Below are 12,360 nucleotides of genomic sequence, written 5' to 3'. Positions count from 1 at the left end.
CATGAATTCTGGCGTCGTCTCGGCGTTCGAGGACTTCATCGACCGCCTGCGCGCGTGGGCGGAGGCGGAGCCCGACGTGATCGGCTTCGTCGGCATGGGTTCAACGGCCGACCGCCGGCGGGTCGACGAGTGGTCGGATCACGACTTCGCGATCGTGACCGAGCCCGGCGCGCAGGAGCGCTTTCGCACCGACCTCACCTGGCTGCCGGATCATGGGCGCCTGGTCGCGGTCGGGCGGGAACACCACGACGGCTTCAAGGCGCTCTACGACGACGGCCACGTGCTCGAGTTCGCCGTGGTCGACGAGAGCGAGCTGCGCACGTTCTCCGCGAACGCGTCCGAGGTTTTCTGGGATGGCGGCCAGGTGAGACAGTGGATGCGTGAGGTCACCACCGCGACCGTGCCGCGCATCCACACCTCCGGTGCCGCCGCCGCTGCGGTCTTCCTGGTGCAGCTGCTGGTCGGCGTCGGCCGCACCCGCCGCGGCGAACTGCTCAGCGGGGCCCACGTCATCCGGGAGGAGGCGGTGGGGACGCTCATCGACCTGATCACCGAGCGCGTGCCCGCGAGCGCCGCCACGCGCGACAACCTGGATGCACGCCGCCGCATCGAGCAGTCGTACCCGCGCGAGGCGCACCGCATCGCCGCGGCGCTCGCCGCCGACCCGGAGACGGCGGCGCGCACCATGCTCGACCTCGCCGACGACCTGCTCGCCCCGGGCTGGCCCGACTACCCGGCCGCCGGCTCCGCCGCGGTCCGCAGGCGCCTCGGCTGGCCCGATCGCCCCTGAGCCGCGAGATGCCGGTAACTGTGGCGCATCCCGGGCGTTTCGCGACAGTTACTGGTGTTTCGCGGCCTCGACGATGCTCGCGCAGGAGTCGCTCGGGCGGCGGGAGGGGTCGATCGCGGTCACCAGGGTGGTCGAGATCGCGGCCAGCTGCTCGACCTGGTCCGCCGTCAGTGCGCCGAGCAGCGTCGAGCGGACGGTGTCGAGGTGGCCGGGGGATGCATCCCGCACGAAGTCCTCGCCGGCGGGCGTGAGGACCGCGTTCGTCGCGCGACCGTCCTCCTCGCACGGCTGGCGGCGGATCAGCCCGCGCGCTTCGAGGCGGCTGGCGACGTGGCTCAACCGCGACATGGATGCGTTGGTCGCCGTCGCGAGCGCGCTCAACCGCATCCGGTGGTTGGGTGCCTCGGCCAGGCGGGAGAGCACGAAGAACTCGTAGTGCGTCGCGGCGGAGTCTCGGCTGAGCTGCGTGTCGAGCACGCCGGGGAGGAGCTGGACGAGCGCGAGAAGGCCGAGCCACGCGTCTTTCTCGCGTCCCTCGAGTGCCTCGGCGTCTGTCATGACCACCACTCTAGCAAATTAGTTGACACTTCAACTAAATCCGAGTAATAGTTGAAGCATCAACTAAATCGGCTTCGGCCGGAAGGAGCATCATGACCTCGGTGAGCATCATCGGAAACGGCAACATGGCCAAGGCGATCGGCGGCGTTGTCGCCGACGACGGAAGCACGGTCGAGTACCTCGGCCGCACCGGCAGTGCAGTGAACGGCGACATCGTCGTCCTCGCCGTGCCGTATCCGGAGGTCGACAACGTGATCGCCCAGTACGGCGACGCCCTCGCAGGCAAGACGGTCGTCGACATCACCAACCCCCTCGACTTCGCCACCTTCGATGGCCTCGTGGTCCCCGCCGACGGCTCGGCCGCCGCGGTCATCGCCGCCAAGCTGCCCGGCTCGAAGGTCGTCAAGGCGTTCAACACGACGTTCGCGGCCACCCTCGCGAGCAAGAAGGTCGGCGACGTGCAGACCACCGTCCTCATCGCGGGAGACGACGACGCGGCCAAGGCCGAGCTCGCCGCCGCCATCACCGCCGGAGGCGTGAAGGCCGTCGACGCCGGCTCGCTCAAGCGCGCTCGCGAGCTCGAAGCCCTCGGCTTCCTGCAGCTGACGCTCGCCGTCGGCGAGCAGATCGCCTGGACGGGCGGCTTCGCCCTGCAGGCGTAACCGCCGCCGCGCCGCGCCGCGAGACACCAGTAACTGCGTCGCATCCCGGGCGTTTCGCGACAGTTACTGGTGTCTCGCCGCCGTGGCCCCGACCGCCGCGTCGACCACGCGGCCGTCGACCACGGTGACCAGCTCGTCCAGTGCGCCGCTGTGCCCCAGGTCGTGCGTCACCAGCAGGGTCGCCGTGTCTCGTTCGCGGCTGAGGCGCCCGATGAGGTCCATGATCGCCGCGCCGCGCTCCTGGTCGAGCGCGCTGGTCGGCTCGTCCACGAGCAGCACCCGCGGCTCCCGCACGAGCGCCCGCGCGATCGCGACCCGCTGTCGCTGCCCGCCGGACAGCTGCGCGGGTCGCCGGTCGGCCTGGCCGGACAGCCCCACTGCGTCGAGCAGGTCGTCCACCCGCGCCCGCACCGCACGCCGCAGCCCGCGCGACGGCCGGTCGCCGAGCTCGCCCATCACCTGCAGCTGTTCGCGGGCGGTGAGCGACGGCAGCAGGTTCGACTGCTGGAACACGATGCCGATGCTCGACCGCCGCAGCGCCGTCGCCTCCGTGCGCGACAGCCCGGCCGCATCCACCCCGTCGATCAGCACGCGACCGGAGTCCGGCCGGATGAGCGTGCCGGCGATGGCCAGGATGCTCGACTTGCCGGAGCCCGACGGGCCGGTGATCCCGGTGACGCGGCCGGCGCGGCCGTGCAGGGTGACCGCATCCACTGCCGTCACGCGGGATGCGCCGTCGGGGAAGGTGAGGGTGACGTTGTCGAGGGTGATCATCTGTTGCTCCCGAGTGCGGTGAGGGGATCCGCCGAGGTGACGGTCCGGAGGGCGACGGCCGCGCCGGCGAGACCGAGAACGGCCATCGCCCCGGCGGGCACGAGGGTGGTGAGCGGGCTGATCAGGAACGGCAGCGCCCCGCCGGCGATGGCGCCGAGCCCGACGACGGCGGCGAGTCCGATGCCGATCCCTGCCACGAGCACGACCAGCGCCTGCCCGAGCGCGTCGCGCACTAGGGAGCCGGTCGTCGCGCCGAGGGCCTTGAGCACGGCGATGTCGCCGGAGCGCTGCATCGTCCACACGGTGAAGAACGCGCCGACCACCAGGGCCGAGATGCCGAACAGCATCACCACCATGAGCGCCAGCGAGCCGATCTCGGACTTGAACGTCTCCAGCGCGGTCAGACTCGCGAGCGGCGCGAGCGCGACGGTCCCCGTCGAGCGGGCCACCGCATCCCAGTCGGGGTCGCCGGTCACCGCCAGGACCGTGGATGCGCCGCTCCCGCCCATCCGCTTCTCCGCCTCGGCCGCCGCGCTGCTCGTCAGAGCGACCACCGGGGTGTGGCTGTACCAGAGGTCGCCGCCGATCGACGCGACCCGGTATGCGGTGCCTGCGATGCTCACCCGATCGCCCACGCGGGCGGACAGGTCGGCGGCGGCTCCGGTCGACAGGCCGACCTCGTCGTCGCTCGCGGGGACCAGGCTGCGCAGTGAGGAACCGCCCGGTGAATCGCCGGCGGGCATCCCGAACAGGGCCACGCCGGTGGTTGTCCCGCCGGTCCCGCCGGCCCCGCCCGCCGTAGCCCGGCCCTGCACGATGCTCACCGGCAGCGCCTCGCGCACCCCCGGCGCGCTCCGCCATGCCTCCACTGCCCGCTCGGACAGCTCGGACTCGGAGAAGCCCGCCGTCTTCCCGTCCGTCTGCTGCAGCACCAGCCTGTTTCCCGGCAGGTCGAGCACCGCGGACACGTTCTGGAACGCGAGCCCGCCGGTCAGCCCGGCGAGGAACCCGACGAGGACGGTGATGAGCGCGACGACGGCGCCGATCAGGATGAAGCGGCCTCTGGCGAACCGCAGGTCGCGCCATGCGACGAACACGGGGTCTCCTTTCCGGCCGGGAGCGTCGTCCCGGCACGTCTTCCAGCCTCGTTTCCGCGTGCATCCCGGTCATCGTCGAGCCTGTGGATGCTGTGCTCGAACTTTCGATGGATGCCCCCGCGGCGCCGAGTCCTTACGCTGGAAGCGTCATGCCGCACAACACCCTCACCCCTGTCTTCGTCGGGCTGCGCACGGGCCTCCACCTGCTCGTCGTCGGCCTGCTCGTGCTGGTGCTGGTGCGGGTGTTCCTGGTGGGCGGCCCGTCGCTCGGTCCGTCGCTGGCGCTCACGGCGGCGTTCGCCGTCGTCTACGCACTCGTCGCGTTCATGCGATTCGTGCCTGAGCGACGCAGGAAGGCGGCTGCCGCTCTCTGGATCGTGGGGCTGTCTGTCATCTGGATCGGCCTGATCGTGCTGGTGCCGGAGGCGGCGTACCTCGTCTTCCCGATGTTCTTCCTCTACCTGCATGTGCTCCCCGGCCTGCTCGGGCCGGCAGCCGTGGTCGCCGCCACCGGCGTCGCCATCGTCGCGCTCGGGATGCACGGCGGCTTCACCGTCGGAGGCGTGATCGGCCCGGTGGTCGGTGCTGCCGTCGCCCTGCTGATCGGCCTGGGCTACCGCGCCCTCGCACGCGAGGCTGCGGAACGCGAGGCGCTGCTCGCCGAACTCGTCGCGACCAGGGACCGCCTGGCCGAGAGCGAACGGGAGCAGGGGATGCTCGCCGAGCGTTCCCGCCTCGCCCGCGAGATCCACGACACGGTCGCGCAGGGCTTGTCGAGCATCCAGTTGCTGCTGCACGCCGCCGAGCGCGCGGACGGCGACCGGCCCGGCGCCGAGCACGTCCGGCTCGCGCGGGAGACGGCGGCGGAAGGGCTCGCGGACACGCGCAGGTTCATCCGGGAGCTGGCGTCGCCGCTGCTCGACGACGGGCTCGCGCAAGCACTCGCCCGCCTCGGCGAACAGCAGCCGGGCACCGACGGCGACCTCCGCATCGAGGTCGAGACGTCGCAGACGGGACACCTCCCGATGACCGTGCAGATCGCCCTGCTGCGCATCGCCCAGGGCGCGCTCGCGAACGTGCGCCAGCACGCGCACGCCACGGTCGCCAGAGTCGTGCTCGACGCGACGGACACCGAGGTGACCCTCACGGTCTCGGACGACGGCGACGGCTTCAGTTTCGCCCCGGAACTGGTGGGCGCCCGCGCGGCCGGTTCCGACTCGTTCGGCCTGCGCGCCATCGCCGAACGGGTCGAGCAGCTGGGTGGCGACCTCAGCGTCGACAGTGCGCCCGGCCGCGGCACCACGCTGACCGTGACATTCCCGGTGGATGCGCGATGATCCGCATCGTGATCGCCGACGACCATCCCGTTGTGCGCGCCGGGATCCGGGCGCTGCTGGAAGGCGAAGACGACCTGCAGGTGATCGGCGAGGCCGCCACCCCCGACGAGGCCGTCGCCCTCGCAGAGTCGGCGGCCCCCGAGCTGGTGCTCATGGACCTGCAGTTCGCCGACGGCCAGAGCGGAGCGGACGCGACCAGGCGCATCCGGGCACTGGAAGCGCCGCCGTACGTGCTGGTGCTCACGAACTACGACACCGACGGCGACATCCTGGGCGCCGTAGAGGCCGGCGCGAGCGGCTACCTGCTGAAAGACGCGCCCCCCGGCGACCTGATCGCGGCCATCCGCAGCGCGGCGGCCGGCGAGAGCGCGCTCGCCCCCGCCATCGCCGGCCGCCTGATGGAACGACTCCGCTCACCCAGCGTGAGCCTCTCCGCCCGCGAGATCGAGGTGCTGCAACTCGTCGCCGACGGTGCATCCAACGCCGAGATCGCCCGCCGCCTCTTCGTCACCGACGCCACGGTGAAATCGCACCTGGTGCACGTGTTCTCGAAACTCGGCGTCGCGTCGCGCACGGCCGCGGTGTCGACGGCGCGCTCGCTCGGGGTGCTGCGGTAGAGGGTTGGTGGAAGACTGGCGATGCGTTTCGAGCCCGCCGTCCGGTGGTCCGAGAACAATAAGCTGATCATCACCGCCATACCGAAGACCAAGGGAAGCTGCTAACAAGCCATCGGTTCACCATGACAGGCACGCGCACGATCAGGTTCTTCTTCGACTGGGGCCACCACTGGCCGCTCTGGGAGTCCGGCACAGACAAGTACACGACGGAGCCGAGCGACTTCGGTCTCTCCGAGGAGCTCACCAGGCGTCTCCGCCGGCTCTACGACCTCTGGAGCGAGCACTTGGATCCCTTTGAAGGCTGGGACTCGGAGGAGAACTTCCAGCGTTTCGACCGCGACCGAACCGAGGTCATCCAGCTCCTCCGATCAGAGCTGCCAGACGGGATAAGCCTGAGCGTGGAGTGACGTTTCGCGGTTCGGCGCGGCCGGGGACCACTGCAAGCCGCTCCGCGTCGCGTCTACCCATCCGCGCGTGGATGCCTGACGTGCAGGATCTATGTCGTACGGCCAGTCCTCCGCCGTCGGTAACGTGGGGACTATGAACGCGGCTGACGGCGAATGGATCGTCCACCCCACCACGCAGATCGAGGTGTGGGTGGCCGCCGGAATGTCTCGAGAGCGCGCGCTCCGTCGCGCAGCGCTGCAGCACAATGGTGAGCTCAGGATAATCCGGTTCTTTCCCGATCACGGCAACCCGTGGCCGCTATGGGAGTCCGACACCGAAGACCCGACACCGACGCCAGATGTCTACGGGCTCAGCGAGCGCCTCGTCGATGACATGCGCGAATGGTACGAGACCTGGGAGTCCGGCTTCCGCTTCGATTCTGGCTGGCTGGACGCATCCACCGGACGCGAGTGGAATACTCGCGGCGACGACATCGCTGACAGACTCCAGGCCGAAGTGTGGGACTTTGCAGAAGTGTCAAGGGAGCATCGACGTGGGCACGAATGACGGGAGCCGGCCACGGCCTGGTTGACATGCGTGGTCGGCTCCCTTGGGTCGACTCGGGTCAACAGACCTGTCGGCTCGATGGGAACGTGCTGATGAGCCTGTCGCTGTCCGATGCCCAAGCGGCCTCCGCGCGGAACGAATAGACGGGCTTGCCGGTCTTCACATCCTGGAGGAAGAGCTCAGTGTTGCTGCACCACTTGTTACCGACGCTGTTGTGGGCCATGTAGTCCGGGAACCGCACTATTGCGGCGGTGGTAGCCGACATCAGATCGTCCCAACTCTGGATTCCGTAGTGCCCCGAATTCCATCCGTAGGCGCGCGCAGTGTCGAGTTTGTCTTGCCAATTCGACTCTTTGTTCCGGATGTGCTTGTACCCGTACGTCGCGTTGCCGCATTTGAGGCGAACCGGGCGCAGATCCCCATCCCAGGGGAAGGCGTACTCGCCGAAGATATCGGCCTCGTTGTTGAGAGTGAAGCAGCCGAACCACTGGTCCCAGGAAATAAGTCGTGCGTTCGCGCGGGATTGGTCATGGTCGGGGAGCGCGTTGGCGCTGACGAACTCGGGCGTGAGTTCGACGGTCTCGCTGCTCCCGCGCACGTACAGGCGAACGTCTGGGGCACCCAGATCACGCTCCGCGGCCCCCACTTGTGAACCTGGCTGCTCCGCATTTGCGGGAGCGACCGGCCCAATGGCGAGTGCTCCCGCGCCGAGAATGGCGGTGAGGATTGTTGTCAGACGTCGTTGTGCCATGTGTCCCTGCTTCGAAAGTGGGGCCCCCGCCTGCAGTCCTCGACGCGCCCCGTCACTCCAGCATTACGGGCCGCGCCTACGGGTGCCAGTCCGCAAAATTACGGACTACACATTTGCCGCTCAATACGCTAAATATGAAACTTTAAGGAGTCTCCGCCAACACCCGCTCCAGCAGCGCCGTCATGTCGATCGGTTCGGTCGGTGGCAGCTCGATGGCGGCCGGGTCGATGTAGTGAGTGGACATGTGATCTCCTCTATCTGTCTCCGGCGCCGCGCTGTGGGCATCCGGTCCGTTCCGTGTTCACGTCTGGTCGGATGGTGCCCGCCGCTGCCCACCCCCAGGCATGTGATGCGGCGGGCACCGTCCCTTTCCGCACGAACTGGTTCCCCGTGTTCATTCGTGCGGGCTTGCGAGGCCGAGTTGCGGGCAGAGCTCGCTCGCGGCCAGGTCGGAGGGGAAGACCGCCAGTCGCCCGTCGGGCAGCTGGCAGGTTTCCAGGTCGGGGACGGGGAACTCTTTCGTGCTCGTGGAGCCGCCGGGGGAGAAGGTGCCGATCCGCCAGGTCGCTGCGCACATCTCCTCGGCAAGCGAGATGCGCTCGCTGAGCGGTGTCGGCGTTTTCGCATCCTGGTCGCCCGGCGCGTAGAGGGAGGTTCCGTGGCGCGCGCCCAGGTCGGCCGCGGCGTAGCAGTCTGCGGTGTAGTTGATCTGGCCTTGGGATGCCTCCGCGATGGCGATCGCTCCTGCCGTGGTGCCGAGGGCGATCGTTCCTGCGATGCCGAGGGCGACGATCCGGTGCTTGCGGGTGCGACGCCGTTCGGCGCGGGTGATCTCGGCGAACATCGACTGCTTGAGCTCGTCGAAGCGATCGTCGGTTGGCAGGAAGGTGGGGTTGGTCATGGCATCCCCCTGAGGGTTTCGAGTTCGCTTCTGAGGCGTCCGCGCAGTCGGGACAGCCTGTTGCGGACCGCGCCGGGGGTGATGCCGACCTGCGCGGCGGCCTCGTCGTAGCTGTGGCTGCCGCGGATGCACAGCTCGAACACCGTGCGGTCCGGCTCGGGGAGCGCGGCGACGACGCTCTCGACGTATGCGAGCAGTTGCTGCTGCTCGGCGAGCACATCCGGCCCAGGGCGCGGGTCCGGCACCGACCCGTCGACAGGGTCGTCTGTGCGTCTCTTCTGGTGGACGTGGAGGGAGCGTCGACGGTTGGCGATCAGATTGCGGCTCGTCACGAGGAGCCAGGGCAGTGCAGACTCCCCGGCGAGTTCGATGGTGGCGCGCTTGCGCCAGAGCGTCACGAAGACGTCCTGGCTCACCTCTTCGACGTCTTCGCGGGCATCCAGTCGCGCGGCGGTGTACGCGTAGACCACACGGCTGTGCCGGTCGTAGAGAGCGCTGAGCGCGGTCGTGCTACCGCCGGAGAGCGCGCGCAGGAGGGCCCGGTCCGTGGACTCGGACCGTCCCGTCGCGTCCCCCGCCGGCCTCACCTCGGCCAAATCGCTCATACCTAAGAAATGTGCCTCCACGCCGAATCCTCTCAACCGGACTCGGAACTGATTTCTTGTGCCACCGGCGAGCCAGAGACAGAATGAGGCTGCCCGGTATCGGTCGGGCGTGTTTTCACTTCGGGGGAGAAGTCGCAATGGCAATCACAACCACGGCTCGATCGCGCCGTTTTCTCGCTTCGGCGCTCAGCGTCGCCGCCCTGTCGGCCGGGTTCCTGTCCGTCGGCGGCGCGGCGAACGCGGCCACCGCGGAGGCGCCCGGGGCTCCCTCGGCTCCGGCGCAGTCCTGCTCATACGACCTCGGCACCGGATCCCTGGTGTGCGTGGACGACGGAGACGACCTGAACGAGGCGGTCCTGGAGCAGCAGCACCTCCTGGTCGTCGCCCCGAGCGGAGCGCGCGGGGCCGCCGTGGATGCGCTCGCCGCCCCGGTCGGCGCGCCCAGCCCGGCAGCCCTGGCCGGCGCGAAGGCCACCTTCGTCCAAGCGCAGCTGTTCGACGACGCGGGATACGGCGGATCGTTCTTCCAGATCACCAACTCGAGCGCCTGCAACGGCAGCACCGTCTGGTACTTCGGGCCGCTCGGCAACGTCGGCTGGTCCGGCAGGGTCAGCTCGTTCAAGAGCTTCTCGAACTGCACCACGAAGCTGTGGCAGGGCACGAACTACACCGGCGCCTCGTACGGATACAGCGCCAACGCGACGAACCTCGGCTCGATGAACGACAAGGCCAACTCCGTCACCGTGAGGTAGCCGGGCGGCGGCGTCACTTCTTGCCCAGCGCCTCCCGCACGATGAGTTCGCGCACGGTGGGGGCGCCCGCCGAGGTCGACACGGCGACGATCGTGCGCACGTATTCGGGTTCCGTCACCTGGCGGAGGAGCGCATCGGCGAGGTCGGCGCGGGAGGTGAATGCGCCCGGGGTGTACCGCTCCGCGTAGTCGTATTCGCTCACCCCGGATGCGTCGAACAGGCCGGATGGCCGCACGATGGTCCAGTCGAGGTCGCTCGCGGTGACGATCGCCTCCATCCGGCGCATGTCGGCGTAGAGCTGCTTGCCGAACAGGTTGACGATCACGGGTTGCAGCACGCGCTCGAAGAAGAAGCCGCCGTGCGGTCCTGCGGCTGGGTCGATGGCGCTGGAGCTCACGCAGGCGAAGCGGCGCACGCCGGCCGCGCGCATCCCGTTCAGGATGTTGGTCGCGCCGTCGGAGTAGACCGTGATCGGCTGCCGTCCGTATGGAACGCCGAGGGCGGAGAGCACCGCGTCCGCCCCGCGGACCACGGAGGCGACCGCAGCCGGGTCGTGCACGTCGGCTTCGGCCACCCGGAGGGATGCGTCGTGCAGAGGGAAGCCGTCCGGATCGCGGGTGACGGCGGTCACGGCGTGGCCCGCCGCCAGCGCCTGACCAACCAGGAGCCGGCCGGTCGGGCCGTTGGCCCCGAATACGACGATGTCCATGCTGTCTCCGCTACTCTTGGGTTAGGAAACCATATAATACGGAAACGATACCATATGACTTCAGGATTATCTGAGCGCCCGAATCAGCGCCCGAATCAGCGCCCGAACCAGAGCCGGAACCAGCGGATGCAGCGCCGCGCCGCCGCGTCCGTCAAGCAGTCCCTCCGCGACCTCCGGGTGCAACTGTCCGTGCTCAACCACCAGGTCGGGATGGCCGCCGAACTCCGCGACATCGACCTCGACTGCCTCGACATCGTCTCCGCCAACGGCCCCATCAGTCCGAGCACCCTCGCGCGGCTGACCGGCCTCCACCCTGCCACGCTCACGGGCATCCTGGACCGGCTCGAGAAGGGCGGCTGGATCGCCCGCGACCGCGACCCCGCCGACCGTCGCTCGGTCCTCCTCCGGGCACTGCCCGAACGCAGCAGGGACATGTTCCGCCTCTACGCCGACATGAACACCCGGATGGACGACCTCTGCGCCGGGTACGACACGGAGCAGCTGGAGACCATCGCCGGGTTCCTGCAGCGGGCGACGTCCGCCGGGCGCGAAGCGACGGAGAAGTTCGGCGAGAGCGACTGACGCGCGGCGCCCGGCGCCGCTACTCGGCGTCCAGAATGCTGGTTGCGAGAGTTCTGTTGCCTTGCTAGCGCTTCGGGCCGCCGAGTCCGGGCCGGGAGGTGACCTGTCTCATCCAATCGGCAAGCTGATGATCGTCGATGTCGTCGACGGACTCGATCTCCACGCCTCGTGTTGCCTTGCCCATCCCGAGTGGTGTGACGGGCGGAACCGGGTCGAGCGTCGCGCCGTTGATGAACATGAGTTTTACGTGGCCGGCGAAGGCTCCGCAGCTGAAGCACCATCCGTCCCCGACTCCGTAGTAGGACATGCCCCACTTCACTGAACGGCGTAGCCCGGGAAGGGTTTCGGCTGCCAGCTCATCCACTCGTTCGGCGATGCGGCGTTGCGGTTGCGGAAGGCTGGCGATGTACGCGAAGACGGGCCGGTCGCCAACGGCCGCCTTCGCAGGGCTCGCCGTGCCCGTGGTCATGTCGTCCGGCGGAGTCCACGCGCTCTGGTCGCCCCGCTCGTCGCTCGTGCCGGTTGTCATGAGCGTGATTCTAGAGTCACCACGCAGCAGCGCGTCGATCGCCACATTGCTGCTCGGGGTTGGGGTTAGCATCACCGCATGGACTTTGCCGATCTGGTCTCCGTGCCGGAGCGGTTGACGACGCCGGAGTTCGTGCTCCGTCCGCTCGTCGCCGCCGATGTCGAGTTGGACTACGAGGCCGTGATGGCGAGCCGGGAACAGTTGAGGCCGTGGGAGCAGACGGGCTGGCCGGCCGACGACTTCACGCTCGAGGATGACCTCGCCGACGTCGAAGGGCTAGAGCGCGGGCACCGCGACGGGCGGCGTTTCACCTACACGGTGCTGACGCCGGACGAGTCCGAGTGTCTCGGGTGTGTCTATTTCATGCCTGGTGACGCGCGCTCGTACACGACTGCGGAGATCACGCCACTGGCCGGCAACCAATGGGACCGGGTCCGGGGCACGGTGAGCTTCTGGGTGCGCAGCTCGCGGCTGGACGACGGGCTCGACCGGCGCCTAGTCGCCGCTGTGCTCCGCTGGATCGCGGACGACTGGGGTCTCCACGACCTGGTCACCATGACGAACGAGGAGGTTCCCCAGCAGGTCGCCCTGCTCGAGCTGGTCGGCCTCCGCCCCGTGTTCCGGGTGCAGCTACCCGGGCAGTCCGGCGCCTACCTTGCCTACGCCTAGGGCGGTTCCGATGGTGGGCAGGTTTCCGTGGAACGAGAGACCGCGCGAAGCTACTGTTCGCTCCCGCCGCCAC

17 protein-coding genes are annotated in these 12,360 nt (G+C 69.0%); 9 read left to right on the top strand and 8 right to left on the bottom strand.

Going from position 1 to position 12,360, the window contains the following annotated elements:
* Position 1 precedes the first annotated feature (1 nt).
* Positions 2 to 790 carry a hypothetical protein gene (locus B7438_RS04455; RefSeq protein WP_085368337.1) on the top strand — a complete coding sequence of 263 codons (789 nt, stop codon included), beginning with the start codon at positions 2 to 4 and terminating at the stop codon, positions 788 to 790.
* 48 nt (positions 791 to 838) lie between these two features.
* Here B7438_RS04455 and B7438_RS04450 read toward each other — a convergent pair whose 3' ends face one another.
* Complete coding sequence (locus tag B7438_RS04450; protein WP_085368336.1) at positions 839 to 1,348, bottom strand: MarR family winged helix-turn-helix transcriptional regulator; 510 nt, start codon at positions 1,346 to 1,348, stop codon at positions 839 to 841.
* A gap of 92 nt (positions 1,349 to 1,440) precedes the next feature.
* Between B7438_RS04450 and B7438_RS04445 the strand changes: the two genes are divergently transcribed.
* On the top strand, positions 1,441 to 2,010 hold the full coding sequence (locus tag B7438_RS04445) for an NADPH-dependent F420 reductase (protein WP_085368335.1): 570 nt from the start codon (positions 1,441 to 1,443) through the stop codon (positions 2,008 to 2,010).
* A 63-nt stretch (positions 2,011 to 2,073) separates the two neighbouring features.
* Here the strand turns inward: B7438_RS04445 and B7438_RS04440 are convergent, their stop codons facing one another.
* Together B7438_RS04440 and B7438_RS04435 are read right to left on the bottom strand one after the other, a co-directional pair.
* A complete protein-coding gene (locus tag B7438_RS04440) occupies positions 2,074 to 2,784 on the bottom strand; it encodes an ABC transporter ATP-binding protein (RefSeq protein WP_085368334.1) in 711 nt (236 codons plus the stop codon).
* Entirely contained in the window at positions 2,781 to 3,881 is a 1,101-nt protein-coding gene (locus tag B7438_RS04435) for an ABC transporter permease (RefSeq protein ID WP_085368333.1), read from the bottom strand. Before B7438_RS04435 ends, B7438_RS04440 begins: the two co-directional genes overlap by 4 nt.
* A 149-nt stretch (positions 3,882 to 4,030) precedes the next feature.
* Here B7438_RS04435 and B7438_RS04430 point away from each other — a divergent pair, with 149 nt between their 5' ends.
* From B7438_RS04430 to B7438_RS04415, 4 genes are all read left to right on the top strand, one after another.
* Positions 4,031 to 5,218 carry a sensor histidine kinase gene (locus B7438_RS04430; RefSeq protein ID WP_085368332.1) on the top strand — a complete coding sequence of 396 codons (1,188 nt, stop codon included), beginning with the start codon at positions 4,031 to 4,033 and terminating at the stop codon, positions 5,216 to 5,218.
* Complete coding sequence (locus tag B7438_RS04425) at positions 5,215 to 5,835, top strand: response regulator transcription factor (protein ID WP_085368331.1); 621 nt, start codon at positions 5,215 to 5,217, stop codon at positions 5,833 to 5,835. The genes B7438_RS04430 and B7438_RS04425 overlap by 4 nt, the downstream gene beginning before the upstream one ends.
* 122 nt (positions 5,836 to 5,957) lie before the next feature.
* Positions 5,958 to 6,242: a hypothetical protein gene (locus B7438_RS04420; protein WP_085368330.1), complete on the top strand. Its 285-nt coding sequence runs from the start codon at positions 5,958 to 5,960 to the stop codon at positions 6,240 to 6,242.
* Between the two features lie 133 nt (positions 6,243 to 6,375).
* On the top strand, positions 6,376 to 6,789 hold the full coding sequence (locus B7438_RS04415; protein WP_143465599.1) for a hypothetical protein: 414 nt from the start codon (positions 6,376 to 6,378) through the stop codon (positions 6,787 to 6,789).
* Between the two features lie 58 nt (positions 6,790 to 6,847).
* Here B7438_RS04415 and B7438_RS04410 read toward each other — a convergent pair whose 3' ends face one another.
* The 3 genes from B7438_RS04410 to B7438_RS04400 form a co-directional block, all read right to left on the bottom strand.
* The gene (locus B7438_RS04410) at positions 6,848 to 7,540 is read right to left on the bottom strand and encodes a hypothetical protein (RefSeq protein ID WP_143465596.1); all 693 of its coding nucleotides are present in this window, start codon (positions 7,538 to 7,540) and stop codon (positions 6,848 to 6,850) included.
* A 394-nt stretch (positions 7,541 to 7,934) separates the two neighbouring features.
* Complete coding sequence (locus B7438_RS04405; RefSeq protein ID WP_085368327.1) at positions 7,935 to 8,441, bottom strand: hypothetical protein; 507 nt, start codon at positions 8,439 to 8,441, stop codon at positions 7,935 to 7,937.
* Entirely contained in the window at positions 8,438 to 9,046 is a 609-nt protein-coding gene (locus B7438_RS04400) for an RNA polymerase sigma factor (protein WP_085368326.1), read from the bottom strand. The genes B7438_RS04405 and B7438_RS04400 overlap by 4 nt, the downstream gene beginning before the upstream one ends.
* A gap of 137 nt (positions 9,047 to 9,183) precedes the next feature.
* Between B7438_RS04400 and B7438_RS04395 the strand changes: the two genes are divergently transcribed.
* The gene (locus B7438_RS04395; protein ID WP_085368325.1) at positions 9,184 to 9,798 is read left to right on the top strand and encodes a hypothetical protein; all 615 of its coding nucleotides are present in this window, start codon (positions 9,184 to 9,186) and stop codon (positions 9,796 to 9,798) included.
* A 13-nt stretch (positions 9,799 to 9,811) separates the two neighbouring features.
* Here B7438_RS04395 and B7438_RS04390 read toward each other — a convergent pair whose 3' ends face one another.
* Positions 9,812 to 10,507 carry an NAD(P)-dependent oxidoreductase gene (locus tag B7438_RS04390; protein WP_085368324.1) on the bottom strand — a complete coding sequence of 232 codons (696 nt, stop codon included), beginning with the start codon at positions 10,505 to 10,507 and terminating at the stop codon, positions 9,812 to 9,814.
* Positions 10,508 to 10,633: 126 nt separating this feature from the next.
* Between B7438_RS04390 and B7438_RS04385 the strand changes: the two genes are divergently transcribed.
* Positions 10,634 to 11,089 (top strand): MarR family transcriptional regulator, encoded by a 456-nt coding sequence (locus B7438_RS04385; protein ID WP_218775134.1) that lies wholly within the window; start codon positions 10,634 to 10,636, stop codon positions 11,087 to 11,089.
* A 64-nt stretch (positions 11,090 to 11,153) separates the two neighbouring features.
* On the opposite strand, the gene B7438_RS04380 is transcribed toward B7438_RS04385, so the two are convergent.
* Positions 11,154 to 11,618 (bottom strand): DUF1801 domain-containing protein, encoded by a 465-nt coding sequence (locus B7438_RS04380; RefSeq protein WP_218775133.1) that lies wholly within the window; start codon positions 11,616 to 11,618, stop codon positions 11,154 to 11,156.
* Positions 11,619 to 11,696: 78 nt separating this feature from the next.
* Here B7438_RS04380 and B7438_RS04375 point away from each other — a divergent pair, with 78 nt between their 5' ends.
* Entirely contained in the window at positions 11,697 to 12,287 is a 591-nt protein-coding gene (locus tag B7438_RS04375) for a GNAT family N-acetyltransferase (RefSeq protein WP_085368321.1), read from the top strand.
* Positions 12,288 to 12,360 lie beyond the last annotated feature (73 nt).

Origin of the sequence: Leifsonia sp. NCR5 (genome assembly GCF_002105485.1) — a bacterium.
In the GTDB taxonomy this organism is placed as follows: Bacteria; Actinomycetota; Actinomycetes; order Actinomycetales; family Microbacteriaceae; genus Leifsonia.
Note: the sequence above shows the minus strand (reverse complement) of the source record. Positions and strands in the feature narration are given on the sequence as shown.